This is a genomic window from Sinorhizobium fredii NGR234 (assembly GCF_000018545.1).
Taxonomy (GTDB): domain Bacteria; phylum Pseudomonadota; class Alphaproteobacteria; order Rhizobiales; family Rhizobiaceae; genus Sinorhizobium; species Sinorhizobium fredii_A.
The window spans coordinates 183,113-208,500 of record NC_000914.2 but is presented as its reverse complement, the minus strand read 5'-3'; the positions used below and the strand labels follow the sequence as shown (position 1 = coordinate 208,500).

Genomic DNA, 25,388 nt, shown 5'->3' with positions numbered 1-25,388 from the left:
TCCATGTGCGAAACCCCAGAGACTGAGGGCGGGTATTCCGTCGGCGTGGCGCGAAAAAACGTAAGTTTTCTCCCCTTGTTCTCATTCGTTGGCACGCCGATTGCATTGGACTCCGTGTAAGCGCGTGGGATGAGACCAACTGTTACCCTCGATTAGCGACCAAATTCGAGCAAATGAGAGTGACAGTTACCAGACAACCAAGGAGTAGCTCATGCGAATAGCCGTCGTGTGTAACAGTGCTTTTACGGGTGTAATCAATCGGTTCGGTCAGCCTTATCCGCAGCCGCCGCAGCCTTGGCCGCAGGGCCGGATAGCGGACAGCGTGGTGGCGGCCCTGCAAGAATGCGGCCACGAGACGCTGCTGTGTGAAGGCGACAAAGGACTGCTCACTACGCTTGAGCGGTTCATGCCACCCGATCCGCTAGCCCGTACTTCGGGAATGGTCTTCAACTTGGCCGAGGGAATTCAGGGCGAGTACCGTTTCACCCATGTTCCGGCTATGCTCGAGATGGCCGGCGTCCCCTACACCGGATCGAGCCCTCTGGGGCATGGGCTGACCGACGATAAGGTCATCAGCAAGACGCTTATGCGCGATAGCGGCGTGCCCACGCCGAACTTTAGTATTATGCGCCGCGGCACCGAGAGTACCGACGATCTCCGATTCCCAGTCGTGGTGAAACCGCGTCACGAGGACAACAGCTTCGGATTGCAGCTCGTACATGAGCCGGCTCAATTGCAGCAAGCAGTGAAAATGATCGTCACGAAGTATGCGCAGGATGCGCTTGTGGAAGAATACATCGATGGGCGAGAAATCCACGTCGCGCTGTTGGGAAACCAAGAAGTCGAGGTGTTGCCTATGGTGGAATTTGAGCTTGGCGAACACGAAGCCCCTCTTCTAACCTGGGAAGCGAAGTACTTGGCGGCCGTGCAGCCGCCAAAGACCTGTCCGGCGAAAATCGAGAGCAAGCTCGCGACTTTGCTGCGGGATATTTCTGTTGCGACCTTCCGCGCCTGCCAGTGCCGGGATTATGCTCGCGTCGACCTCCGGCTCGACCGTTCCGGCCAGCCCTTTGTTCTTGAGATAAACTCGATGCCGGGACTCAGTACTCACTCCGCTTATGTTTTAGCCGCGATGACTGCCGGACACAGTTACTCTAGCTTGATCAATGGCATCCTCGACGTCGCCCATAGGCGGTACTTCGGAAACGGCATCCTAGGGTGAGGGTGGTTCAGTCATCATAGCCCAAAGATGGCGGCAACTGCGATACAGATTTCCGAAAAAGGTTTAGGCGTATCGGTCGCAGCAGCTGTCAATCTGATCCACGCATTAGCGAGTGTCATACAGGAATGATAGCTGCATGCGGCTCGGTACGGCGGATGCCCCTTGTCTCGATGCTCTTGTCCCGATCAAGCCGGAAAGCATGGATGAAGTCGACGGCTAAGAGTTCATGAACGTCGCCGCGGTCGCGGTCGCGCACAAAACGACACGCGCCGTAGGAACAGTGCGGGTTTGCGAGGAGAGGTGAATGTGACGACAAACCGGTATGGTGCGGTTTGGGAAACACCGATGAGACGATGCAAAAGAGCTCGTCCGTTTGACTGGCCTCCGATCGCGAATACCATCAAGGCCTGCGGTCAAGCAGCTCGCACAAACATGCCGGAAACTGACCGCAAGCACCGTGTCTGCCGTGATGTTCAAATTACACCTGTAAACATGGAGAGATTCACACTCGTCCCTATGCCCGATGGTCGTGCGGTGGCTTGCCACGTACGGGCCCCGGCTGCCGCGGCTCATATTTCGCCGAGCGCTCTCGCGTCTCTTGCACTGCCAAAAACCGTTCAGCCCGGCGGAACAATTCTCGCCCGTCGTTGAATCAAAAAGCTAGCCCAGAACACCAAGGAAGAAATATGGAGAAGTGCTCACACGAGAGCGGTCGTCATTCGGCGGAGAATGACGGCAAATACGATATCACTGGTTCGACGGCGACGAACGTCGTGGACGGTTTCACAATGGTGGCAGTTGGCGACGTTATCGTGTCGCGAACCCTGGCGAACGGGCACCATCCGGGCTTTAGTGAGATCGTCGAGCTCCTGCGAGCCGCAGACGTAACTTTCGGCAACATGGAGACGCTGATCTTCGACATCAGATCATTCAATGGAACACCGCAGGCTGAGTACGGGGGGGCGTATCACGTCAGCCTTCCCGAGATTGGACCTGATCTGAAGGCGATGGGGTTCAATATTATGGGCCGCGCAAACAACCATTCCTTGGACTGGGGCGTCGAAGGCATGCGTGAGACGAGCCGGATCCTCGATGAGAGCGGCATCATCCACGCCGGTGTGGGTGAAAGTCGCGCACAAGCCAGCGCTGCACGTCTTTTAGAAACGGCCCGCGGTCGCGTCGCTTTGCTCTCATGCGCCACCTCATTCACGCCGATGTCGCGTGCATGCGATCCAGCGGGCGAGGCACCAGCCAGGCCTGGAGTCAATGCGCTCCGTCTAGAGAGAAGCGTCGTCGTCGAGCCCGACATGCTTGAGAGCCTAAGAAAGATACGTGATGCCTTGCCCAATCCTGGGCCTAAACACGATGATCGCGAAATGTTGGTGCTCGCAGGAACGACCTATAGAACCGGCAAAGACGTCGGCTACACCTATGCGGCTAATACGCGAGATCTGGCCGATATTTTAAGAAACGTTCGGCGCGGCAAGCAATATTCCGATTTCTGCATTTTTACAAACCACGCACACGAGCCGGGAAATTGGAGCGAAGAGCCGGCCGATTTTGAGCAGGCGCTTGCTCGCAAGCTAATCGATGCGGGAGCGGACGCGTACGTTGGACACGGACCGCACCGACTGCGTGGCATCGAAATCTACAAACGCCGGCCCATCTTCTATAGTCTGGGGAACTTCTTTTATGATGACCTCCGGACACCCGTTGGGGCGGACATGTACGATGTGTACGACAAGGACCCACAGGTGGACACCGATGCCGAAGTAACCGCAGCGGAAGAAACAATGGGTTACCCTACGGCTGCAGGGTTCATAGGCGCGCTCGCCGAACCGGTGTATTACGAGAGCGTCGTCGCAGTTAGCCGCTTTGAGGAGAACCAACTGGCCGAACTGCGGCTTTATCCAATCGAGCTCGGTTATTCCAAAAGGCTTGCGAACAGGGGCGTCCCTAGTCTTGCTCCACGCCCTCAGGCAATCTCGATTCTTGAACGCCTGCAGAGGTTGTCAGAGCCGTTTGGAACGAGAATCACCATCGAGGACCGTGTCGGTCTTATTAGACTGTAACCACGCATCGTCACGAACCTCCCAAGCTGCGATTTCTCGCCCGTATGGGGTCGCTCTTATCGGCTGAGCAGGGAACTGATAACAGATGGCTCAAGGAAAGCGATGTTCCAAGCCGGTTTCAGTTGACTTGTAGAACTGATCCCTGCTTATCCTCGTTCGTGTAGAAGGAATGAGGGAGCGGTTTGGTGTCGCTGTCTGAGAGCGAGCTACATGCCAAGCGTGCAGTTGCTGATGCGGTACCGTAATCTCATCCGTAAACGCCATGATCTGCCGGCTCAGAATATCCAGCGAAGTGCGTGCATAAGCCCAGGCCGTTGGCATCGGACAGCGGTTGCTGCGACTTTGCCAGATTAGATAGCGCCGGGATTGGCCACAAGACCAGATTCTGCCAATGCGCCCGCAGCGCATGTGCGACCATGGTGCGCTGGCGAACGAGCAACGCTCGCGCGCGGTGGATCACGAGAATGCCTTGCTGCTCCACCGTCGTCACAGGCACGAACCGCATCGTCGGGAGCCGCACAGCTTCGCAGATTGCTTCGGCGTCCAGCTCGCTCTTGCCACGCTTGACACAGGCATCACATAGGAGAGCGGGACGCTCGTGCCCATCGCCGCGAGCGTGCGAGGCCAATGATGCGCTGTTCCGCGCGCTTCCATCCCGATCAGGCATGATGGTAGCTTCGAGAAGAAGGGCAGCATTTGCGTGTCCCTCCGGCGGGGACCGACTTGCGAAGTTCCGCGTCTCCCGTGAGTCTGCGCTCTTAAGAGTGGACTTAAGAGCGCACTGAGCAATTCATGGGACATGCAGTTTGCTGACGGGGCCAGAGCGGCGTCGGCGATGGTCGTTGGAAGATCGCGCGCAGATACTGGCGGAGGCCTTCGCGCCGGGCGCGGTGGTTTCCGAAGTTGCGCGCCGCTTCGAGGTTTCGACTGGCCTGATCTACACATGGCGGCGGCAAGCTTTGGTCCAGCAGGCCGAGCCCGCCCTTTGTGCCAGCCAAGCTTGTTGACTCTGGCAGCAGTGATGCGGTCGAACTGGCCATGGCAGTGGAGTTCCCGAACGGCGTGAAGGTGAGAATTGGCTCAGCGGCTCCATGCGACCTGGCAGCCGCGATCATGCGAGCGCTCAAATGATCAGGCCGCCTCGCGCGGTGGCGCCGACTTCATCCTTGCGCTAAATGCAGGTCGTTTGCGCAGCATGGGTGCCCCGTCGATCTTCTCCCTGTTGGCTCTCCGCAACAGCAACGATTTCGTCCTCGATTTCGCCCGATCGGAGATCCTACCCTTCGCCAAGGTCCCGATCTTCTTCGGCGCCAGTGCCTTCGACCCCCGCTCCTCGGTTGAAGCTGAACTGGGGAGGATCGCGGAAGCCGGCTTCGGTGCTGTCGTCAACTTCCCGACTGCGATCTTCCTCAACGGTCGCTTTAGGGCCGATATAGAGTGCGCCGGACTGGGTTTTCAGCGTGAGCTCGAAATGCTCCGCGTTGCCCAAGAGCGCGGCATGGCGACACTCGCGTATGTCTGCAGCATGACTGAAGCAGAGCAGGCGGCAGAGGCTGGCGTGGACATCATCAATCTTAATCTCGGCTGGAACGTCGGCGGATCCGTCGGAAGCCGCAGCGGGCTTGGTCTGGCACAGGCGGCCGAGTACGCCAAGATCGTGTTCCGGCAGATAAGGGGAATTTCCCAGGAGATACTGTGCCTGCTCGGGGGCGGCCCGATCGTTAGCCCCGATCAGATGTACGAGGCCTCGATCGTCGCCAAGGCAGACGGTTATATCGGCGGCTCGACCATCGACCGGGTGCCGCTCGAAGCCTCGATGGAACGGATCACATCAGCCTTTAAATCTGTTGGCACCTTGCAAAAGCGCATCGATGAGCTGGAGCGAAAGCTCGAGCACGTGCAGCGGGAGTATTTGACTGTCGGGCGCTCGCCGTTGATCCACCAGATCAAGCAGCGGATTGAAAAGCTCGCAGCCTCGCCCCTGTCGGTCATGATTACCGGAACCAGGAACCGGAAAGAAGCTGCTCACACGCGCCATTCATGAAGCTGCCAGACGTCCTGGCAGCAAATTAATCAACGCGCCTACGGCGGATGTTATTGGCGAGTCGCTCTTCGGTTCGGCCCCGGCGCAGGGTGGACGCGAGGTGCTCGGGCTGCTCCAATTCCATCCCAAGGCGACGCTGGTGATTGAGGATTTCGAAACTTTGTGCGAAGACGCTCAGAAGCGGCTGACCGAGGTCATCGAGACTGGCGTTTACCGGCGGCTTGGTGATAACGACAGAGGTTTTCGAGGGACGTCTGATCCTGACATCGATGCAGCCGCTGTCACAACTTAGCTCAAGCGGGAAGGTAATCTCCTCGCTCGCTTCGCGCCTGGTTCCCGGGCATGTCTTCCTGCCCAAGCTACGCGACCGCCTGGAAGACCTGCCTCTGCTTGCGGAGCACTTCCTGCAGGCGCTCAGAAAGGATCGGCGCAGCCTCAAGCTGTCGGTCGATTACTCGGCCTACCGCCTTCTGATGGCCTATTCCTGGCCAGAAAACGTCCGCGAACTGCGCTCCGTGCTCGAGACAGCCGCCATCCGCTGCGAGGGCGATTGGATCAAGGCGGAGAATTTGCCGCCCTTGGACCACGCGGATATGCGTGAATCGCACCCGGCAAACGAGCGCGAATGGATCCTGGACGCGCTCCAGCGTCATCGCTTCCGCCGCGGTGAAGCCGCTCGCCATCTCGGGATTTCGCGCAAGACGCTGTACAACAAAATGCGCGCCTATGGTCTGCCATTGCAGCCACGGGACAGCCCTTAAGCTACGGCCAAGCGACCACGCCGACTGTCTATTGCGGATAAGGCGGCAGCAAGCCATGACACCGCATCTCAGATGATGTGGTCTGCCAACAGCAGATGCCAACAATGACGCGGCGTGCTCCGAATCCCCCGGAAAAGGACGTTCCCCCGCTTCCGAAAACGGCGACTGGTTTAGCAAAAAATGGCGTAAGGAAGCATAATTTCTGCGAGCGCTCCCTCGATAACGCACGATCACGCCTTTAATTCGAATCTAGTCTCACACACCGATTGCTTCGGATGGGGGGACGAATGCCGCTGTTGAATGTATCGCCATTGAAGTGGCCGATAAGTCTAAAGATTCCGGCTATGACCGTCTGCGTAGCGGTACTGTCCTGCACGACGGTCGCGACATTCGCGGGAATTACTTCAGTCGCAACAACCAGGAGCTTGATCGAGAAGCACCTTAATTATGTCGCTATCTCGATGCGAGACGCGCTCCTCACAAAACTCCAGGCGACCAAGTTCGAAGTCGAAGGGCTCTCCGCCAATCCTGGGCTGCTTCAACTCTTTAATAATACGAGTGTTGGTTTCGCGGCGGTGTCGCCAACAGACCTCACGGCAGCGTCGGTAGATAAAGTCGAGAGTGGGAAGTTTAGTCTCGCGGCAACACCAACCACGAAATTCTATGTCGACAATTATCAAAAGCTGGATGCTTGGCTCAAGCCGTTGGCCGCCAAGCAGTCATATTCGGGGATCCTTTTAGCAAATGCTGAGGGCGCAATCATCTATAGCACCGGAACTAATCCGGTCGGCCCCGTAGATGCCAACGGATCGATCAACTTGGCCATCGCAAGCTCAGCTAACAGTCAGGAGGCGGTGATGACTGATTTCACGCCTCCAACGTTGTCCGCACCGGGGCAGGCTCTATATGCCGTTGCGATCGTTCACCCGTTCATACCTGACAAACGAAATGGTACTCTACTGATTTCCATGAGTACCGAAATGCTAAATGCAGTCATGGGTCAAGCAAAGGGTTTCGGCCCACACAGCGAAGCGCTCATTGCCGGGAGCGACGGCAAACCTCGCTCCTTGTCGTCCATATCCAGAGACGAAGACGCTGAAGCGGTCGTCAACAGTGACCTGCTCTCCCAAGGTATAAAGACGTCCAATTTCGGCGCTCAAGAGGTTCTTTCTGCATCACAACAACTGAAATGGCAGGATCACCAGTGGTCGATCATTGCCCTAGAGCCGGAGGCAGATGTTGTCTCGGCGTCAACTGCAATGTTGATCAAGATTATCGGCATTACGGCTGCCACTGCGATTCTGGCGCTGGCAATGGCCATCCTCGCCTCTCGCTCAATATCAGGGCCACTGGCGGGGCTGGTGTCTATTATGAAAAGACTCGCAAACGGTGACATAAACGTGCGTGTCGCTGGTGTCGATCGCCGCGACGAGATGGGCGAAATGTCTAGAGCAGTTCTCGTCTTTCGAGATAACGCGATAGCTAGGGTTGCTGCGGAGGACGATGCAAGGAGCGCTGAAGAGGCGATGGAGCACGACCGCAGGATGATGGAGATGGAGCGGTCAGAGCGGCTCGACGAGCAAGCCCGAGTTATGGCTCAAATTGGCGGAGGCTTAGCAGCACTCTCCGATGGAGTGTTTAGTAGACCCATCACCGTGGATTTCCCAGAAGAGTATCGTCCGCTCAAGAGCGATTTCAACCGCGCACTAGGGCAACTCAGAGAGACAATACGAACTGTCGCGGCTCAAGCCGCGTCGATGTCGTCTATCGTCTCCGAAATAAGCTGCGCAACTGATGTCCTGGCGAAACGGACGGAACATCAGGCTATCGTGCTCGATGGTGCCGTGAATACGATGGATGCAATATCAAACGATGTAAGCGTCACAGCGAACGCGGCAAATAATGCTGATGCGCTTGTCCGCGACGCCCACTCCGCTGCAGCCGCGTCGGACGAGATTGTTTCGAGCGCAATAGCGGGCATGTTGGAGATCGAAGAGTCTTCTGCAAAGATTGCAACGATCGTCTCGGTCATCGAGGAGATTGCACATCAAACGAACCTTTTAGCACTCAACGCTGGTGTTGAAGCATCCAGAGCGGGGGAAGCCGGGAAAGGATTCGCGGTCGTTGCTTCGGAGGTCCGGGCGCTCGCACAGCGATCCTCTGACGCCGCCAAGGAAATTAAGGACTTGATCAATGTTTCTACCCAACGTGTGGAGCGCGGCAAAGAGCTTGTCGATAGCGCGAGTGAATTGCTCAAGCATATAGCCGCGCGTGTCGATCTGATCAGGACCACGGTTTCCAACATTGCTGCAACGGCAACGAGCCAAGCAAAGCATCTGTCTGAATTTCAGACTACGATCGCTGAGATTGATCAATCTACTCAGCAGACAGCGGCGATGGCCGAGGAATCGGACGCCGCTTGTCGATCCTTGAACGCCGAGGCGCAGCATCTGTTGGAACTAATTCAACAATTCGAACTGGGAGGGGGTTCTTCCACCCGACAGCCTCAAAGCCCGCCCACACAGAGATACTTCATGTCGAGGTAGTCTTCCAGCCCATGCCTGGACCCCTCCCGGCCAATACCCGATTGCTTGACGCCCCCGAAGGGCGCGGCCTCGGATGACATCCGGCCGGTGTTGATCCCGACCATGCCATATTCCAGCGCTTCTGCCACCCGCCAAACCCGCTTCAGGTTGGAGGCGTAGAAGTAAGCTGCCAGACCATAGATCGTGTCATTCGCCTCGCGCACAACGTGATCTGCATCATCGAACCGTAACAGAGGTGCAAGCGGTCCGAAGGTCTCTTCCTCAGCCAGACGCATCGTTTTAGAAACATCCGTGACGACCGTCGGTTCGAAGAACGTGCCGGATGATCCAGTTCGACGGCCGCCACTGCGAACCCTTGCGCCCTTCTGGACGGCATCGCTGATGTGGAGTTCAATCTTTTTGAGAGCCTCTTGATTGATCAATGGACCGATCGCCACATTCGGATCAAAGCCGTCACCGACCTTCAGAGTGCGCACCCGCTCGGTGAACTTTTCGGCGAACTCGGCATAGACGCCGGATTGAACATAAATCCGGTTGGCAGACACGCAGGTCTGTCCCGCATTGCGGAATTTTGCCTGAATCGCTCCGTCGACCGCGGCGTCGATGTCGGCATCGTCGAAGACGATAAAGGGGGCGTTGCCACCGAGTTCGAAGCTGATCCTCTTGATCTGGTCGGAGCACTGACGCATCAGCAACCGGCCGACCTCGGTCGAGCCTGTGAAGCTGATCTTCCGGACCTTCGGATTGGTGCAGAGTTCGCGGCCGATCGCGTCCCCCTCCGACGCATAGACCAGGTTCAGGACGCCGTCCGGAAAACCGGCCAGTTTTGCCAATGCAAACATCGCGCCTGCGACCAGAGGCGTCTGCTCGGCGGGCTTGAGCACGACGGTACAGCCTGCCGCAAGCGCCGGCGAAATCTTGCGCGCCACCATCGAGGCGGGAAAGTTCCAGGGTGTGATGGCGCCGACGACGCCGATCGGCTGTTTGATCACCAGCATGCGCCGGTCGGTCGATGGCGCCGAGATGGTTTCGCCATAGATGCGGTTCGCCTCTTCCGCATACCATTGAAGATAGGCTGCCGCATGCTGCACTTCGGATTTCGCCTCGCCAAGCGGCTTGCCCATTTCGGCGGTCAGGATGGCTGCGAGGTCATCGCTGTGTTCAAGAATGAACCGGTGCCATTTCCAGAGGATATCCGATCGCGCCCGCGCGGTCAGTCCCGACCACGGTTCCTGTGCGGCATCAGCCCTTTCGATGGCCGCGTGGGCATCGGCAGCACCCATATCCGGCACTTCGGCCAGCAATTCGCCGGTGGATGGGTTAAACACGGAGAACCGTTGCCGCTGGCCAGCGACCGAAGGGTGCGGTTCATTGGCAAGGTTGCGAAAAAGCTCGGGACATTTCAGGTGCCGCGTCAATGCCGATGTCAGTGTCATTCTTCGTTCCTCCCACGCGCGTTCGATTGCGCCTCTTCCCGCCTGTCGCGAAAGGCAAAGCCGGAGCAATGATCGCCATTGCGCCGGCTCGTCCCTTGGACTGCTCTCTCCGTTAAGTCAGAGAGATGACGGCTTCAATCTCGACCTTGGCACCTTTTGGCAGCGCCTTGACTTCATAGCAGGCGCGCGCCGGGTAGGGGGTGGAGAAGAAGCCCGTGTAAACGCGATTGATGTCCGCGAAGTCGCCAAGGTCGGTGAGCAGCACTGTCGTCTTGACCGTCTTCGACAGATCCGTGCCGGCGGCCCTGGCGATCGCCTGAAGGTTCTTGAGGCATTGTTCGGCCTGTTCGACAGCATTGGCCGAATTGAACTCCCCGGTGGCCGGATCGATTGGCAACTGCCCGGAGACGAAAAGCAGATCGCCAACCTTGATGGCCTGGGAGTAGGGGCCGACCGCGCCGGGGGCATCGTTTGTAGAAATGGGTTCGATCAAAGTTTTAGTCCTCCATTGGTATCCAGTGAGTGCTCAAGCGTAGCGGCTGACGGCGAGGTCGGTGGCGTCGATCTCGGGCTTCCGGCCAGATACCAGGTCCGCAATGACGCGGGCAGAGCCGGAGCTCATCGTCCAGCCAAGCGTGCCGTGCCCGGTGTTAAGGAAGAGACCGGCGATCTTCGTTGGGCCGATGACGGGCGTGCCGTCCGGCGTCATTGGGCGCAGACCCGACCAATAGGATGCTTCTTTTGCATCGCCGCCGGGAAAGAGGTCCATGACGGAATGCTCGAGTGTGCGTCGCCGGGCGGGGCCGAGATCATTGGTGTATCCGGAAATTTCTGCCATGCCGCCGACGCGGATGCGGTCGCCAAGGCGCGTGATGGCGATCTTGTACGTCTCGTCCATGATGGTCGATTCCGGCGCCCGCGAGGCATCGGTGATCGGGATCGTCAGCGAATAGCCTTTGACCGGGTAGACCGGCAGCTTGATGCCGTGACGCTTCAGCAGTAGCGGCGAATAGCTGCCGAGTGCGACGACAACAGCATCGGCCGCGAGCCTTTCCCAGTTGGTTACGACACCCCTGACCTTGTCGCCCTCGACATCCAGTTTCCTGACTTCCGTGCCCCAGGAGAAGCGGACGCCCAATTGCTCCGCCTTCTTCGCAAGCGCGTTGGTGAACTTGAAGCAGTCGCCGGTCTCGTCCTTCGGCGTCAGCAGCCCACCGACGATCTTGTCGCGCGCGGGTCAGCAACGCGAAGCTCGCCGTGGAAGTTGGGCTTTCGCCGTCAGCCTGCCTGAGGCGTATCAAGCTTATGGAGCAGGCAGGTGTCATCAGGGGCTATACGGCGCTTGTCGATCCGACGCAGTCGGAATCGACCATAGCCGTCATCATCAACATTACGCTGGAGCGGCAGACGGAGGAGTACCTCGACAAGTTTGAAGCGGCCGTGCGCAAGCACCCCGAAATTAGGGAGTGCTATCTAATGACCGGCGGATCAGACTACATGCTGAGGGTGGACGTCGAGAATGCCGGGGCATTCGAGCGCATACACAAAGAGGTCCTGTCGACGTTGCCTGGGGTGCTGCGTATCCATTCGAGCTTCTCGATTAGAAATGTGTTAGCGGGCCGTCTGAAAGCAAAAAGATGAAACTTGCCCATTTGAGAGATTGCGCGGCAGTGAGGTAGGCTGTGTACCTCATATGACCGCTGCCCCTCAAGATCCGCAGGGGCTACAGGCCACAGAAGATGTGAGCTCAGCAATCGAAGGCACTAGGTCGTGGTGACGATTTAACGGATTGAGATTCCCAAGAAGGGGCAAATCAGATTCAACACTGACTTTTGGAGGTCAGTGATGGATTGCGATGGGCTTCGGGACGATCAATGGGAACGTATCAGAGGTTTTGTGCCCGGGGGCACGAAGGGCAAGCGTGGCCCGCGCACGAACAACCGGCTGTTTCTGGATGCGCTGCTGTGGATGGCCCGTTCGGGCGGCCGCTGGCGAGACCTGCCAGAACGACTGGGTGACTACCGCGCCGTAAAACGACGCTATTACCGCTGGATCGAGATGGGCGTGCTCGACGAGATGCTTGCCGTGCTTGCCCGCGAAGCTGATTTGGAATGGTTGATGATCGATTCGACTATCGTGCGCGCCCATCAGCATGCGGCCGGGGCGCGCAGGGCTAAAGGGGGGCGGATGCCCAGGGCTTGGGTCGGTCTCGAGGCGGGCTGAGCACCAAAATCCATGCTGCCGGCGATGCGCTCGGCCTGCCGCTTCGCCTCATCGGCACGGCGGGACAGCGCAACGACATCACAGCCGCCCATGATCTCGTCGACGGTCTCCACGCCGATGCCCTGCTGGCCGACAAGGGCTACGATGCCGGACATCTCATTGAGAAACTGGAGAAAACAGGAACTGAAATCGTCATCCCGCCCAAACGGGATCGCAAAATGCAAAGGGCCTACGACGCCGCACTCTATAAAGAACGCAACCGCATCGAGCGCTTCTTCAACAAGCTCAAACAGTTCCGCCGCGTCGCGACACGCTATGACAAGTTGCTCGCCAACTTCATGGGCTTTGTCAAACTCGCCGCTATCGCCATATGGCTCAAATAGTTAAATCGTCACTACGACCTAGCGGGCCTATGCGCTATCTTCCCGTCGCGTCACGACGGGAAGAATGGCTTGAAACGCGATTCTTAATTGACGGCTGCATGGCTGCTTGCCAATTCGCCAGCCGGGTCGACAACAGCGGACGGCCCCCTCCGCGGCGGTTGACCCGGAAGGTTGTCGCGAGGCGGCATCGAGACGATCGCCGCGCCCACATCAATGGCGTCGATCTCCCGACGCCTTCTTTATTTCTTTGCCGCCGAGCAATAGCTTGAGCCTCGCTTTCGCGTCGGTGTGTGCCAAGCGTTGGAAGCTTTGGCCCGAGGGGTTTCAACGTCCGCTTTGTCCCAGCCGGTGGAGAATCCATGCCATGCGAAACGCGGCTTCTTCTGCTACTCCTGGTCCATGTGACACACCCATATGGCCGCCGATCATCCGAGTGCGGAAGATTAGGTCCGGATCACGATCAACGGCCTTTGATCGGCGCTGCGCAACATAGCGAGCGGGCTGATAGTAGAGCACCTGACTGTCGTGGAGGGCCGCGTCGATGTATGTCGGCGGATACCGTCGATCAGGCGTCAGATTATAGTAAGGGTCATAGCTTCGTAGATATTGATAGTCGTTAGCAAGATGCGGATCTCCATACTCTGCAGTTTCTCTTAGGGCGTATGGGAGCGTGAAGTCCAACTCCGTGTCGATGATATCGGCAAGTGGAACCTCGGCGAGCACAGCTCGAAAAAGGTCAGGGCGCAGGACAGCGGCGGCCAGAACCGTACCGCCGCCAGCGCTCCTGCCCTCGATGACAATGCCGTCACGGCTGGCGAACCGATGCTCGACGAGGCACTCGGCCGCAGCGATCAAGTCCGTGTGCGTCAGTCGCTTTTGATCGCGGGTCGCCGCTTCGTGCCACGCCCGACCGAGTTCGCCGCCTCCTCGCACGTGCACGATGCCAAAGGCTACCCCGCGATCGAGTAGGCTCAAGCGAGCGGTCATTGATGAAGGCCAGCCAAAGAAAGCCGGTAAGCTTTGTGCTCCGTAGCAGCCATACACGTTCAGCAAAACCGGACCGTCTTCACCTCTATCTCGCCGCGCTACTATCGAGATTGGAACCTCCACTCCGTCCTCTGCCTTCGCCATTACGACCCTAGCCTCGTACAGTTCTGGTTCGAAACCTGATACCAGGGTTCGGTAGAGGACTTTGGACTTATCCGTTAGGAGGTCGTGTTGGATGAATATGTCAGGCGTCACAAAAGAACAGATTTTGTAGGTCAGCGCAGAGACCCGGTAAGGATGTCGTGCGCAGGAGTAGCTGCCGCCTGCCGATAGACCAACGGTCACGGTGCAGCTATGTTCGACGGGGACGATACTGGGCCCGACTCGTCCATTTCGGTGGTGCGCGACTAAGCGAGGTTGAATCCCTTCGCGCTCTAACACAATCACATGCTCTTCAAGGACATGAATCTCCTCGAGCGTTATGCCGGCCCGATGTGGAACCACTTCCTGCCAGCGCGACGGTGAGGTGTCATCAATCGCCGTGCGCACGAGGCGCAAATTCGGGCCAGTGTCGTTAACTCGAAAAAGAAACTCGTTGCCCCAGTGTTCCGCGTAGATCTCGTGCCCCAGTTCACGTGCAAGGATCCGGCGCCACATGTCTGTCGGTCGTTCGGCAGGAAGACACCATACCTCCGCGGCGGCGCGCTGGATGCGAGAAGACATGTCCGAGGTGATGATCACGTCTATGAACAGGTAAGCGCCGCTGCCCGACCGCCGAACCACCAGGGCCAGTCGCTCATTCACTTCTTCGAACACCACCTCGGAACGTCCGGTCTCGACGTCCAATCGAACAACACGGTCGTGTTGGCGCCGATCGGCGCGCTCGCGCGTAAAGAAGAGCGTGCGATTGTCCGCTGCCCAAACTAGTCGCCCAGCGCGGGAGGGGTCGCGCCAGATCTCGCGGCCGTTGGTCATGTCCCTCACTCTCAATTCGTAGCGCTCGTTACCGATGAGGTCGAAGCTGAATGCTATGTAGCGACCGTCATCGCTCGGTTCGAGCGCGCCGAGAGAATAGAACACTTCTGCCCCAGGGAGCGTGTTCGGATCGAAGACAAGCTCTTCTGGACCTCCAGTTACCGGCCGGCGCCACCATGCTGAATGTAGCAAGCCGCTTTGACTTTTCTGGAAATAGAAAAAAAAGCCGACTTGGAACGGTGGTGGTGCGCCATCGCAAGAATCTCGCTTCTCGATTTCGGCGATTAGATCGGCTTTGAGTTCTGCTACATAGGACGTCACTTCATCCGCGTAATGGTTCTCGGCTTCTAAATATGCGAGGACATCAGGATCTTCCCTGTCGCGCAGCCAGCCGTAGGAGTCGATCGTGACGTCGTTATGAAGCACTCGAATCCGGCGTTCGCTTCGGGGAAGCGGGGGCTGCAGGGACTTATTTTCCATCAGAATGCTCCTGGAATTGGATTGCAGACATAGCGTTTTGCAGGGCTGAGCCAAAGCCGACGGTTGCCGAGCAACAACGGGAAGAACTCTGAGGCGTCGGAAGGCGATGGGTCCAGGAAGTTGAGCCAACGCTCCGTGTTCGCGAACCGGTCAATTCCCCTGTGTGGCAAGCCGACCCCGCGGAGGCGCACCTCAAGCTCCCCACCAATGGTTGCAGAACAGCTTGCGACAGGCACGGCTCACTTCTCCGGGTTTATACGTCAGTCCCAGCTAGAAAGGCTTCTGCGGCCAAGACGAAGTAAGAAGCTTAAGCCCAGGGCCACACAATAATTCGGAAACGAAGGCGCTTTTGGGCGCAATGTAGGTGAGCACGACGGAATCCTGCAAAGTTTCGCCCGCTCGCGCTTTAATGCGGCGAGGCGCGGCTGTCTCAACGCCAGATGCGGAATATCATCCTCCGATTGGACTGCGTGAGCAAAATTTCCGCGTCGTGGGACTGGAAAAGTCCATGGACGTGCAGGATTGCTGCGAGATGAGCCTTTAAACACCCGAAGCCTGCAATTCTTGCGAGTCTTTGCAGGATCACTGCAGAGCCGCGCCGATACAATCGGGCGATGGACCACGATTCATCTCAAAACAGGGGAGCACCAAATGGTCGACGTGTACAGCGAAGTCATCAAATTCTTTGGCGTACGTCCGAAAGGCGCTGCACTAGCGAGTGCCGCCGTGTGCCTACTCGTCTGGGCTAGTGCGGCAGAAGCGGTGACCCTCGAGGAAGTTAAGGCACGAGGGTACATTCGAATTGCGATCGCCAACGAGATTCCAGCCAGCTACACAGATGCTAACGGCGACGTTAAGGGGCGAGAAGCGGAAGTGGTCCAACATGTCCTTGAACGCATGTGCGCGCTTCGCAAAAACTGGACATTGATTCCGCTAAATCCCGGACAGCAATTTCATTAAAGTCCGGACAGTTTGATGCGGTTGGTCCTCGGCAGCCTGGTTAGCATCAGGGCTGATTGATTTCGCCGTTTTCTGCCCCAGTCAAGAGGGGTGCGCTTTTTTGCTTTCGCATGCTCTCGCCCCGGAGGGTGATGCGGTGAGCATTGTGGACGATACGGTCGAGTATGGCGTCGGCGACCGTGCTGTCGGCAATAAGGTCGTGCCAGCTTGCCACGGGAACCTGAGCTGTGATCAGGGTGGACTTTCGCTGATAACGCTCCTCGACGATTTCGAAGAGGTGAAAGCGCTGCTGATCGGAGAGCGTATGGGTTCCAAAGTCATCGAGGATGAGGAGCTGGACGCGGGTGAGCCTGTCGATGAGGCGGGGGAAGGAGCCGTCGAGGCGGGCAAGCGCGAGCTCCTCGAACATTCGGGGCACGCGCACATAGAGCACGGAGTGACCGAGCCTGGCCGCTTGCCTGCCGAAGGCACAGGCCAGCCATGACTTGCCGGTGCCGGTGTGGCCGGTGATGATCAGGCCCTCGTGGGCGGTGAGCCATTGCCCCTGGGCGAGCGCCATGGTGTTGCGCCGGTCGAGACCGCGGGCGGCGGCGAAGTCGATATCTTCGATACAGGCCTGGGCAAAGCGTAGCTTGGCGGAGGCGAGCCGGTTACGGATGCGCTTGTCGGCGCGCAGGGTGACTTCGCGGTCGAGCATCAGTCCGAGCCACTCATCGCGGCTGAGCTCATTGGTGCCGGACTGCTCGGTCAATTCGCGCCAGGCGGCGGCCATGCCCGTCAGCCCGAGGGCCTGCATCTGGTCGAGGGTGGGGTTCGTCAGCATTCTTGCTTCCTTCACTGGTAGTAGGATCGGCCACGGATATTGGTATGCGCAGGCGTGGGGGCCGCGTGTTCAGCCTGCGGTCTTTCCCGGTCGAGGCCGGATTTGAGGATGGAGGCGACGGAGGAATAGGTGATGGCATTAATGGTGAGCGCCCGCTCACAGGCCGCCTCGAGGCGCTGGGATCCATAGCGCGGCGCCAGCGACAGAATGCCCATGGCCGAGCGGTATCCCTGTTCCGGATGCGGCCTGTCGCGCATCATGCGTTCGACCAGGATGGCGGCATTGGGGCCGATCTGGGTCGCACGGCCGATCAGATTGGCCGGCGTGGTGTTGGCATAGCGCTGATGCGCCTTGGGCATATGGTCGTTGACGGTGACGTGGCCGGAACGCTGGGAGCGGCGAACATGGCTGGCGACACGCTGGTGGTCGTGGAAGATCTCGACCACCCGGTGGGTGAGCCGCACCTGGAGGGTGCATCCGATCAGCCGATGCGGCACCGAGTAGAAGGTCTTGTCGACCTCGACATGATAGTCCGGATGGACCTTCGCCGACTTCCATTCCGCATATTCGAACGGTATCGCCGGCAAGGGCTTCAAGGCTGGCCGCTCGATCTCCTCGAACAGCTCGCGGCGGCTTTTGCCGACATGGCGCATCGTCCGGTTGTTCAGGTCCTCGAGCAATTCGGCAATCGCCGTGTTGAGGGCGGCAAGCGAGAAGAAGGTACGGTTCCTGAGCCGGGCCAGAATCCAGCGTTCCACGATCAATACCGCGCCTTCGACCCGGCCTTTGTCGCGCGGTTTCCTGCTGCGGGTCGGCAGGATCGTGGTGTCGTAATGCTCCGCCATGGCGGCGAACGTCGCAGTCAATGTCGGCTCGAACCAAAGGGCCTTGGCCACCCCCGATTTGAGGTTGTCGCACACGATTGCCTTGGTGACCCCACCATAGAAGGTCAGAGCACGCACCTGACCGTCGATCCAATCCGGCAACTGCTGGCTAAAGCTGGCATGGGCGAAGGTCAGGTTGGAGGCGCCCAGCACCGCGACAAAGATTTGGGCCGGATGGATGACACCGGTTGCCGGATCGATCACCGGCACCGTCGGCCCGGCATAGTCGGTCTGCATCACGGCGCCCGCCGCGTGCCGATTGCGGAACGCTACACTGGTGCGCTGCCGAAAGGCGGCAACCTGCTCGCAGAACCAGGTGAAGCCGTAACCATCAGGATGGCTGGCGCGGTATTCCTGCCATAGAAGCGTCAGCGTCACGCCTTTGCGCTTCAGCTCCCGAACCACCAGCGCCCAGTCCGGCTCGCTGAGATCGCGCGGCGGTCGACCGGCTCGGCCGAACAGCCGCCGCTCCAGCTTTGCATCCTCGTCCGCGCCGATTGGCAACGGCCACGAAAGCCCGGCTTCCCGAGATCGCAGCAAATAGGTCGATACCGAGCTCTTGCCGATCTTCAGCCGCTCGGCAATCTCGCGCACCGAAAGACCCTCTTCATGGGTCAGGCGCAGAATAGTCCGGATATCCCTCACTGTCGTTCGTCTTGCTTGCTTCCGTCTCGGCATCGGCCCCTCTCAACGTTGTCGTGAGAGGCCTAACCAACAAGACGGCGCAGCCGCGAACCAACCCGTCAAACCGCCGCCGGAAACTGTCCGGGATTTAGCGGAATCGCTGTCCGGGAATTACTGAAAACTGTGTCCGGAGATTACCGGAAATCCTGTCCGGACTTTGCCGAAACCCGCACGCATGGACATCAAGCGTGAAAACATCCAATGGATCGTTACGTCCTTTAGCTCTTTGATACCAGGCTTACAGGCAAATCGCTTCGACATGACGGCAGCTGGAATGGCTATCCGCCCAGAAAGATGTCAAAAGGTAATCTATAGCGAGCCAACCAGTTCCTATGGCGAGGGTCTACTGGTCCCAAAAGGTAATCCCAAAAATCTTCACTCTTACGAGGACATTACCACGCAAGGTAAAGTTGCGATCATGGCCGGTGCTGACCAGCTCAGAATGATGCAGAAGCTGGGTGTTGAAGAAGGAAATATTATCACCATCGCATCGAATGCAGATGCTATTGCAGCTGTCTCTCAGGGACGCGCTGACGCCTACGCAGCATCCGCCACTACCGCCGCTGATTTGGCAGGTAAGAGCGATAAAGTCGAACTCGCAGCACCCTTTAAGGATCCGATTATTGACGGGAAGCCCCAAAGGAGCTGGGGCGGCTATACGTTCAATAAAGAATCCGGCGACCTTCGCGACGCGATCAACAAGTCGCTTCTTGAGTTTCAAAAGACTGAGAAATTCAAAGAGATTCAATTGGCGTATGGCATGACAAAGGAAAGCATTGCCGCGATCCCAACGAAAACCACCGATGTCCTTTGTTCACCGTAAAGCGGAAGATTGATGGGTCGCTCATCCAGCGACCCATTCCTAAGTCCTTCTTTCGAATACGACTCGCGACAGCCTTGTGACAACCATTGTGACCGGGTGCACCAGCGACACTGAATGGGACAAAAGTCTACAAATGCATTCAGAGGAGCGTTGCGGCCTCAGCAGACCAACACGCTGTTCCTCGCGCCAAGTTCGGGTTTCGAGGTCTTTCAATTAATGGAACGCAGTTTCGAGCGTACGGGCGTCGTTCCTCGGTGATTGACAGCCGGAGAAAGCGTCATTATGCAGGATGTCTGCAATTCTCAAGAAATCCTGCAGGATTACGCTATGGAACTTGATCGGGCAGATGTGGCGCTCCTCAATGCCGTACAGAAAAATAACCGGCTCACTTCCGAAGAACTCGCCGACAAGGTTGGCCTTTCACCCACAGCATGTCAGAGGAGACTTAAACGGCTCCGTAGCCTAGGTGTGATCGAAGCGGATGTGTCCATAGTGTCTCCCAAGGCTGTCGGCCGCCCCGTAACGATGATTGTTATGGTGTCATTGGAACGAGAACGTGCCGATATTGTCGACAGGTTCAAGTCCTCTATTCGAAATACGCGGGAGGTAATGATTGGTTACTACGTCACAGGTGATGCGGACTTCATCCTAATAGTGACAGCAAAGGACATGGAGGAATACGAGGAGTTTACTCGGAGGTTTTTCTATGAGAATCACGACATCAAGGGCTTTAAGACCATGGTGGTTATGGATCGAGTGAAAGCCACATTTGCAGTTCCAATCGAAATCTAGTCCGAAACTATCGTGTTCGCCCGACGCCATAGCCGGCGAACTCGCACAAACGTAGGCTGGCGCGACCTGCTAGCGCAATGACCTGGAGGCCGGATGAAGTGCCGTCGGTCAATCATCTGGGGTAGCGTGACCGGCCCTGGAAATAGTAGACCCCTTCTGTGTCTCTAACATAAAGGCGCCTGTCCACTAGGACGCGATCCTCGTACGCCGCACGTGTCAGTTAGAAACCAGCAGTACAGGAGGACGTCCGCCAATCCCTCGCACTGTCAGTCTTCGGACTAGAAGCAGAGCGCATTACAACCCCATGCGGGGAAGTCCGGGTGGTTCCCGTCCAAACCCTGCGAAACCCGCCTGAATTTTACTGATTTCCTGCGGCCGAGGCAGAAAAATGCCGAATCCTGGCGGCCGAGTGCATTGATCATCCCCAGCGGCGGCTTCGTAAGCCCGCTCAAAAAGGGGAACCAAATGACACATCTAAAGATCTCCAAAACCGCACCTGCTGTTGCTCGCTTCCTTCCTGCCGGCCGCATTGCGAGTGTGGCTGCGGCCCTAAGTTTGTTCTTGTCAGCGCAGCTTGCAGGTGCCGTGACGCTCGAGGAAGTGAAAGCGCGCGGGTACATCACTATCGCAATAGCGAATGAGATGCCCGGCAGCTATACCGACCCGAACGGCGAGGTGAAGGGCTCTGAGGCCGATGTTGCGCGGCGCGTCCTCGAGAAATTGGGGATCAAACCAGAGAACATTCAATGGGTCGTCACGACTTTTGGGTCGTTAATTCCCGGGCTGCAAGCCAACCGCTTTGACATGACCGCCGCCGGGATGGCCATTCGACCAGAGCGTTGCGAGAAGGTTATCTACAGTGAGCCGAATTCCAGTTATGGCGAGGGAATGCTGGTGATCAAAGGCAACCCGCGAAACTTTCACTCCTATGAAGACGTGGCTCAACAGGGGAAGATTGCGATCATGGCGGGCGCCGATCAGTTGCGAATGATGCAGGCATTGGGCGTCCCAAACGAGAACATAATAACGATCGCAGCAAATGCCGACGCTATTTCAGCGGTCGCCACCGGGCGCGCCGACGCCTATGCAGCGGCGGCCTCAACTGCAGCCGACCTTGCCAAAAAGAGCGACAAAGTCGAACTCGCCACGCCTTTCCAAGATCCGGTCATCGATGGCAAAATTCAGCGCAGTTGGGGTGCCTTCAGCTTCAACAAGGAATCCGCCGACCTGCGTGACAAGTTCAACGAGGCGCTCCTGGAGTTCCGCAAGACGGATGAGTTCAAGCAGCTCTTGCTCGGGTACGGTTATTTGCCAGAGTCGATCGCGGCGATACCCGACAAGACGACCAAAGAGTTATGCTCGAATTGAGGCAGCAAGAACGATTGAACGTCGACCGAAACATCCGTCGACGTCTCTCCGGTGCGAACGCGCCGCGTCTACCTTCCACTTAAAGGCGAGCTATCAATGGATTGGCACGACTACCTCGGACCGTTGGGTCGTGGCGCCTGGGTCACGATCCAATTCACTCTTTACTCTATGTTCTTTGGGGCTGTCTGCTCTTTCGCGTTCGGGATTGGAAAGCTTTCCAAGAACCCGTTCGTCAAAGGCTTTTCAATCCTCTACATTGAGATCTTCCGCGGAACATCTCTATTGGTCCAGTTGTTCTGGCTCTTTTTCGCCCTGCCGATCGCCGGGGACATGATGGGCATCGATCTGCGACTTTCTCCCGTAGTGGCTGGCGTTCTCGCTCTTAGCCTTAACCTGGGGGCTTATGGTGCGGAAATCGTTCGAGGGGCAATTCAGGCGGTCAGTCCTAGTCAATATGAGGCAGCAACGGCGTTGAACTTCAGCTCGTCACAAGCTCTCTGGCGCGTGGCGTTACCGCAAGCGATCCCGGAGATGATGCCGAGTTTCTCCAATCTCGCGATCGCCGCTTTGAAAGATACCTCACTGGTATCGCTCATTACATTGCATGACTTGACTTTCGCCGCGGAGCAACTGCGCAATTTCTACCAAGATAGCACGACCGTATATACAATGGTCCTTCTTATGTATTTCGGGATAGCACTCGTACTGTCTTTCTTCATGCGCCTCATAGAATCGTCGGTAACCCGCTGGCGCGGACATCGGAGGTAGAAATGCTCTACGGTTTTACATGGGATACCGGCAACGGAGAGTTAGCATTCGCTATTTCCATTTTGCCAATGCTTTTGATGGGATTGATAACCACTCTCCAGGCGGCCTTTCTGGGCTTCTTCGTCGCATGCGTCCTAGGAATGGTGTTCGCGGTTTTACGGGGGATGCGTACGAGATGGGTAGCCTGGCCGGCCGCTGTCCTAATCGAGTTCATAAGGGACACGCCATTAATCGCCCAATTGTTCTTCTTGTACTATGTACTTCCTGAGTATGGAATAATATTCCCTGCCTTTTTGACCGGAGCCTTGGCCCTTGGCATCCAGTATAGCGCGTATATTTCCGAAGTTTATCGGGGCGGAATACAGGCTGTTGACCACGGGCAGCGGGAAGCGGCCAAGTCGCTTGATCTTCCTCCTGCGCGCACGTTTACGCACGTGATCCTTCCGCAGGCCATTCCTCGTGTCATACCCGCTCTCGGAAATTATCTCGTCTCTATTATGAAGGACGTTCCCGTTCTTTCGGTCGTTACAATTGTTGAGATGCTAAACGCGGCTAAGATCATCGGAGACCAGACTTTCAATTATCTCGTGCCGCTTTCTATGGTTGGTGGCATCTACCTTATCCTAACAATCGTTGCCTCGGCGCTCGTTCGGATCGTCGACGTCAACCTTCCCAAAAGAGGGGTTCCCCTGAGATGAGTGACTCCATCATCGTTTTCGACAAGGTAAAAAAGGCCTACGGCAATTTCACCGTGATCAACGAACTCGATTTCGAGGTTCGACGTGGGGAAAAAGTATCTATCATTGGCCCTTCCGGCTCCGGAAAGTCGACTGTCCTTCGCATACTGATGACGCTCGAAGGCATCAACGATGGAGCAGTCTACGTGGGCGGGGAGCCTCTTTGGCATGAGCTAAAGAACGGTTCTATGATGCCTGCGACAGAAAAACATCTCAGGAAGATGCGCACCCAACTGGGCATGGTCTTTCAGCAGTTCAATCTCTTTCCACACATGACGGTGCTCAGAAATCTCACGGAGGCTCCGCGGGTTGTACTCGGCCTATCGAAAGAGGAAGCGCGCCGACGTGCCGAGGAACTTCTTGAGTTGGTCGGCCTAGTTGATCACGCACATAAATTTCCAGCTCAGCTTTCGGGGGGCCAACAGCAGCGTGTGGGGATTGCCAGAGCTTTGGCGATGCGACCGAAGATTATGCTGTTCGATGAGCCGACTTCCGCTCTAGATCCTGAACTGGTCGGCGAAGTCCTTAACGTCATCCGGAGGCTCGCGGCCGAGCACGACCTGACGATGCTGATGGTTACACACGAGATGAGATTCGCGCGCGAAATATCCGATCGTGTCTGCTTCTTCGACAAAGGACGAATCCGTGAAGAGGGCACGCCAGAGCAATTGTTTAGTCAGCCTAAGGAAGAGCGTACGCGCGAATTTCTCAAGGCGGTTCTTGACGGGTGATGATTGGCGGCCGGCCAGTGGGCCCATGGCCAGCAGCGTGACTGCTTCAATTTGAGATCCGAACTCATCCCGAGCCGGTGCATTCCTATCTCGGGTGCCTTCTTGCCGTCGCGATGATCATCGCGTTTGCGTGGACAAGCGGCTCCGTTTTGGCAGTACTCGATCGGGCTGGCTGGTCTCGGCGCCACAGGATCGACGGCGACGTAGGCGCCTCAGACTCGTTGTACGGGTGGGACGGTCGAGCCGTTTGTGAGGCAACGAAATGAGCTTAATCGCCAATCCACCGTACCTAAAAGATTCGCATTCCGCTTGCGTCCTGCGCAAACGAATGGAAGGGCCGGAATCTGCGTGAAACGCTCACCGAACGCCGGAATCCTGCAGCATCAGCACCTAAATCGGCAAACCTGCTCGTCTGTTGATGATAATCTAGTTTCAAACAGCTTTATTGGATGAGGGCAGCAATGAACTTCCGTATCAATAACAGTCTTCTAATCGAAGCCGAGCGCGACGCGGTTCTTGAATTGCGTCACGCGATGCATCGGGAGCCGGAACTTTCCAACAACGAGTGGAAAACGCAGCAGCGAATAAGAGGGATGCTTGAGCGGTTCGGCCTGAAAGGGGCGACTGTTTTCCATAATACAGGGCTCTACATCGACATCGAAGGGTCTGCTTCCGGACCAAAGAGAGCGGTTGCTGTCCGCGGCGACATCGATGCCCTTCCCATACAAGAAACTCGCGATGATTTGCCGTACCAGTCTCACGTGGAGGGAGTGATGCATGCTTGCGGCCACGACCTCCACGCTTCCATCGCCATGGGGGTGGCGTTGGCCTTTCACCGAATGCGAAACAATTTCGCTGGCAAACTGCGCGTCTTTTTTCAACCGGCAGAAGAGGCTGAACCGCTTGGCGGTCGCACGGTGCTCGAAGAGCGACTCCTTGAGGGCTTCGACAATGCTGTGGGCTTCCATGTTACCCCGTCGATACAGGTGGGCAAATTCGGCGCCCGCGAAGGAGCAGTGAGCAAATCGTCGGACCAATTCAAGGTTACCGTGTCTGGCAGTGCAGCCCATGGCTCAACACCCCATAATGGCATCGACGCAATTACGATTGCGGCAGCTTTTGTCAACGAAGTGCAGAAGGTCATTTCAAGGGAAGTGCCGGTCGATGATCGATCGGTCATCACGATAGGCACAATCCACGGCGGAGAGGCGACTAATATTATTTGTCCGAAGGTCGTGATGGAGGGAACAATAAGAACGACGAACCCAGAACTGCGACCGCTATTGTCGCAACGGGTGAGAGAAATTGCCGAAGGCGTCGCAGCACTTCATCGCGGAAAAGCCGAGGTCGTCGTTACATCAGGTGAACCGGCGGTCATCAATGACCCCGAAATGGTGCGCCTCTTCCGCGACGCCGTGTCCGATATGGCGGGTTCCGACGCGTTGACGCAGGGCAAGGCCATTAGCGGGAGCGATGACTTCGGTTTCTACTCTCAATGCATTCCATCGATCTATTTCTGGTTCGGCAGTGGCGAACCCGGGAACGAGTCCGGTGTGCATACCCCCACGTTCGCGGTTTCCGACGACGTTCTCATCCCGACGACCGAACTTGCTGTGAAGTATTGTTTCGATTTGCTGCATGGGCAGTCTGCACGTTGATCGACTTGTATGCCAGGATGTTTGCCACTGT

General features: G+C 57.3%; 22 protein-coding genes and 2 pseudogenes. 17 read left to right on the top strand and 7 right to left on the bottom strand.

Going from position 1 to position 25,388, the window contains the following annotated elements:
* Positions 1-211 precede the first annotated feature (211 nt).
* Positions 212-1,222 (top strand): D-alanine--D-alanine ligase family protein, encoded by a 1,011-nt coding sequence (locus tag NGR_RS30605; protein WP_010875202.1) that lies wholly within the window; start codon positions 212-214, stop codon positions 1,220-1,222.
* A 686-nt stretch (positions 1,223-1,908) separates the two neighbouring features.
* On the top strand, positions 1,909-3,294 hold the full coding sequence (locus tag NGR_RS30600) for a CapA family protein (protein WP_010875201.1): 1,386 nt from the start codon (positions 1,909-1,911) through the stop codon (positions 3,292-3,294).
* Between the two features lie 397 nt (positions 3,295-3,691).
* Here NGR_RS30600 and NGR_RS33380 read toward each other — a convergent pair.
* Positions 3,692-4,095 (bottom strand): annotated as a pseudogene (locus NGR_RS33380) (hypothetical protein); the annotation flags it as partial.
* A 5-nt stretch (positions 4,096-4,100) separates the two neighbouring features.
* On the opposite strand from NGR_RS33380, the gene NGR_RS33890 reads away from it, so the two are divergent.
* The 5 genes from NGR_RS33890 to NGR_RS30580 all read left to right on the top strand — a co-directional run bounded on the left by NGR_RS33890 (position 4,101) and on the right by NGR_RS30580 (position 8,645).
* Positions 4,101-4,301, top strand: a complete 201-nt coding sequence (locus NGR_RS33890; RefSeq protein WP_432654038.1) for a transposase — start codon at positions 4,101-4,103, stop codon at positions 4,299-4,301.
* A gap of 68 nt (positions 4,302-4,369) precedes the next feature.
* Complete coding sequence (locus NGR_RS33375) at positions 4,370-5,338, top strand: phosphoenolpyruvate hydrolase family protein (protein ID WP_240545271.1); 969 nt, start codon at positions 4,370-4,372, stop codon at positions 5,336-5,338.
* Positions 5,316-5,630, top strand: coding sequence for a sigma 54-interacting transcriptional regulator (locus NGR_RS33370; RefSeq protein WP_348774947.1), 315 nt, complete (start codon positions 5,316-5,318; stop codon positions 5,628-5,630). Before NGR_RS33375 ends, NGR_RS33370 begins: the two co-directional genes overlap by 23 nt.
* Positions 5,563-6,099 (top strand): helix-turn-helix domain-containing protein, encoded by a 537-nt coding sequence (locus tag NGR_RS33365; protein ID WP_240545270.1) that lies wholly within the window; start codon positions 5,563-5,565, stop codon positions 6,097-6,099. Before NGR_RS33370 ends, NGR_RS33365 begins: the two co-directional genes overlap by 68 nt.
* A 425-nt stretch (positions 6,100-6,524) precedes the next feature.
* A complete protein-coding gene (locus tag NGR_RS30580; protein WP_240545269.1) occupies positions 6,525-8,645 on the top strand; it encodes a methyl-accepting chemotaxis protein in 2,121 nt (706 codons plus the stop codon).
* Here the strand turns inward: NGR_RS30580 and NGR_RS30575 are convergent.
* The 3 genes and pseudogenes from NGR_RS30575 to NGR_RS30565 all read right to left on the bottom strand — a co-directional run.
* The gene (locus NGR_RS30575) at positions 8,606-10,081 is read right to left on the bottom strand and encodes an NAD-dependent succinate-semialdehyde dehydrogenase (protein WP_010875199.1); all 1,476 of its coding nucleotides are present in this window, start codon (positions 10,079-10,081) and stop codon (positions 8,606-8,608) included. The genes NGR_RS30580 and NGR_RS30575 overlap by 40 nt on opposite strands.
* Before the next feature lie 112 nt (positions 10,082-10,193).
* Positions 10,194-10,574, bottom strand: coding sequence for a RidA family protein (locus tag NGR_RS30570; protein WP_010875198.1), 381 nt, complete (start codon positions 10,572-10,574; stop codon positions 10,194-10,196).
* A 33-nt stretch (positions 10,575-10,607) separates the two neighbouring features.
* A pseudogene (locus NGR_RS30565) lies at positions 10,608-11,312 on the bottom strand (FAD-dependent oxidoreductase); the annotation flags it as partial.
* A gap of 26 nt (positions 11,313-11,338) precedes the next feature.
* Here NGR_RS30565 and NGR_RS30560 point away from each other — a divergent pair.
* Together NGR_RS30560 and NGR_RS30555 are read left to right on the top strand one after the other, a co-directional pair.
* Positions 11,339-11,722, top strand: coding sequence for an Lrp/AsnC family transcriptional regulator (locus NGR_RS30560; protein ID WP_010875196.1), 384 nt, complete (start codon positions 11,339-11,341; stop codon positions 11,720-11,722).
* Positions 11,723-11,926: 204 nt separating this feature from the next.
* Positions 11,927-12,687, top strand: a protein-coding gene (locus tag NGR_RS30555) for an IS5-like element ISNGR9 family transposase (protein ID WP_164923967.1) whose coding sequence is annotated in 2 segments (ribosomal slippage) — positions 11,927-12,266 and positions 12,266-12,687 — 762 coding nt in all. Because the reading frame shifts where the segments join, the coding sequence is not laid out codon by codon here.
* A 324-nt stretch (positions 12,688-13,011) separates the two neighbouring features.
* Here the strand turns inward: NGR_RS30555 and NGR_RS30550 are convergent.
* The gene (locus NGR_RS30550; RefSeq protein WP_010875194.1) at positions 13,012-15,129 is read right to left on the bottom strand and encodes a prolyl oligopeptidase family serine peptidase; all 2,118 of its coding nucleotides are present in this window, start codon (positions 15,127-15,129) and stop codon (positions 13,012-13,014) included.
* 651 nt (positions 15,130-15,780) lie between these two features.
* Here NGR_RS30550 and NGR_RS30545 point away from each other — a divergent pair.
* The gene (locus NGR_RS30545; RefSeq protein ID WP_164924731.1) at positions 15,781-16,089 is read left to right on the top strand and encodes a hypothetical protein; all 309 of its coding nucleotides are present in this window, start codon (positions 15,781-15,783) and stop codon (positions 16,087-16,089) included.
* Between the two features lie 46 nt (positions 16,090-16,135).
* Here the strand turns inward: NGR_RS30545 and istB are convergent, their stop codons facing one another.
* Entirely contained in the window at positions 16,136-16,912 is a 777-nt protein-coding gene (gene istB, locus NGR_RS30540; RefSeq protein ID WP_012708757.1) for an IS21-like element ISRsp2 family helper ATPase IstB, read from the bottom strand.
* A gap of 11 nt (positions 16,913-16,923) precedes the next feature.
* Positions 16,924-18,474, bottom strand: coding sequence for an IS21-like element ISRsp2 family transposase (gene istA / locus NGR_RS30535; RefSeq protein WP_010875060.1), 1,551 nt, complete (start codon positions 18,472-18,474; stop codon positions 16,924-16,926).
* 181 nt (positions 18,475-18,655) lie between these two features.
* Between istA and ehuB (NGR_RS30530) the strand changes: the two genes are divergently transcribed.
* From ehuB (NGR_RS30530) to NGR_RS30500, 7 genes are all read left to right on the top strand, one after another.
* Complete coding sequence (gene ehuB, locus NGR_RS30530) at positions 18,656-19,303, top strand: ectoine/hydroxyectoine ABC transporter substrate-binding protein EhuB (protein ID WP_164924730.1); 648 nt, start codon at positions 18,656-18,658, stop codon at positions 19,301-19,303.
* Between the two features lie 327 nt (positions 19,304-19,630).
* Complete coding sequence (locus tag NGR_RS30525; RefSeq protein WP_164924729.1) at positions 19,631-20,095, top strand: Lrp/AsnC family transcriptional regulator; 465 nt, start codon at positions 19,631-19,633, stop codon at positions 20,093-20,095.
* Positions 20,096-20,560: 465 nt separating this feature from the next.
* Positions 20,561-21,463 carry an ectoine/hydroxyectoine ABC transporter substrate-binding protein EhuB gene (ehuB, locus tag NGR_RS30520; RefSeq protein WP_010875192.1) on the top strand — a complete coding sequence of 301 codons (903 nt, stop codon included), beginning with the start codon at positions 20,561-20,563 and terminating at the stop codon, positions 21,461-21,463.
* A 96-nt stretch (positions 21,464-21,559) separates the two neighbouring features.
* Positions 21,560-22,231 carry an ectoine/hydroxyectoine ABC transporter permease subunit EhuC gene (gene ehuC / locus NGR_RS30515; RefSeq protein ID WP_164924728.1) on the top strand — a complete coding sequence of 224 codons (672 nt, stop codon included), beginning with the start codon at positions 21,560-21,562 and terminating at the stop codon, positions 22,229-22,231.
* 2 nt (positions 22,232-22,233) lie between these two features.
* Positions 22,234-22,929: an ectoine/hydroxyectoine ABC transporter permease subunit EhuD gene (ehuD, locus tag NGR_RS30510; RefSeq protein WP_010875190.1), complete on the top strand. Its 696-nt coding sequence runs from the start codon at positions 22,234-22,236 to the stop codon at positions 22,927-22,929.
* Positions 22,926-23,699, top strand: coding sequence for an ectoine/hydroxyectoine ABC transporter ATP-binding protein EhuA (gene ehuA / locus NGR_RS30505; RefSeq protein WP_010875189.1), 774 nt, complete (start codon positions 22,926-22,928; stop codon positions 23,697-23,699). The genes ehuD and ehuA overlap by 4 nt, the downstream gene beginning before the upstream one ends.
* 461 nt (positions 23,700-24,160) lie before the next feature.
* Positions 24,161-25,357, top strand: a complete 1,197-nt coding sequence (locus NGR_RS30500; RefSeq protein WP_164924727.1) for a M20 family metallopeptidase — start codon at positions 24,161-24,163, stop codon at positions 25,355-25,357.
* The last annotated feature ends 31 nt before the right edge of the window (positions 25,358-25,388 follow it).

Excerpts from the sequence above, each read along its gene's own strand:
- NGR_RS30605 (WP_010875202.1), top strand. The coding sequence starts at position 212 with ATGCGAATAGCCGTCGTGTGTAACAGTGCTTTTACGGGTGTAATCAAT.
- NGR_RS30600 (WP_010875201.1), top strand. The coding sequence starts at position 1,909 with ATGGAGAAGTGCTCACACGAGAGCGGTCGTCATTCGGCGGAGAATGAC.
- NGR_RS30575 (WP_010875199.1), bottom strand. The coding sequence starts at position 10,081 with ATGACACTGACATCGGCATTGACGCGGCACCTGAAATGTCCCGAGCTT.
- NGR_RS30550 (WP_010875194.1), bottom strand. The coding sequence starts at position 15,129 with ATGGAAAATAAGTCCCTGCAGCCCCCGCTTCCCCGAAGCGAACGCCGG.
- NGR_RS30545 (WP_164924731.1), top strand. The coding sequence starts at position 15,781 with ATGGTCGACGTGTACAGCGAAGTCATCAAATTCTTTGGCGTACGTCCG.
- istB (WP_012708757.1), bottom strand. The coding sequence starts at position 16,912 with ATGCTGACGAACCCCACCCTCGACCAGATGCAGGCCCTCGGGCTGACG.
- istA (WP_010875060.1), bottom strand. The coding sequence starts at position 18,474 with ATGCCGAGACGGAAGCAAGCAAGACGAACGACAGTGAGGGATATCCGG.
- ehuB (WP_164924730.1), top strand. The coding sequence starts at position 18,656 with ATGGACATCAAGCGTGAAAACATCCAATGGATCGTTACGTCCTTTAGC.
- NGR_RS30525 (WP_164924729.1), top strand. The coding sequence starts at position 19,631 with ATGGAACTTGATCGGGCAGATGTGGCGCTCCTCAATGCCGTACAGAAA.
- ehuB (WP_010875192.1), top strand. The coding sequence starts at position 20,561 with ATGACACATCTAAAGATCTCCAAAACCGCACCTGCTGTTGCTCGCTTC.
- ehuC (WP_164924728.1), top strand. The coding sequence starts at position 21,560 with ATGGATTGGCACGACTACCTCGGACCGTTGGGTCGTGGCGCCTGGGTC.
- ehuD (WP_010875190.1), top strand. The coding sequence starts at position 22,234 with ATGCTCTACGGTTTTACATGGGATACCGGCAACGGAGAGTTAGCATTC.
- ehuA (WP_010875189.1), top strand. The coding sequence starts at position 22,926 with ATGAGTGACTCCATCATCGTTTTCGACAAGGTAAAAAAGGCCTACGGC.
- NGR_RS30500 (WP_164924727.1), top strand. The coding sequence starts at position 24,161 with ATGAACTTCCGTATCAATAACAGTCTTCTAATCGAAGCCGAGCGCGAC.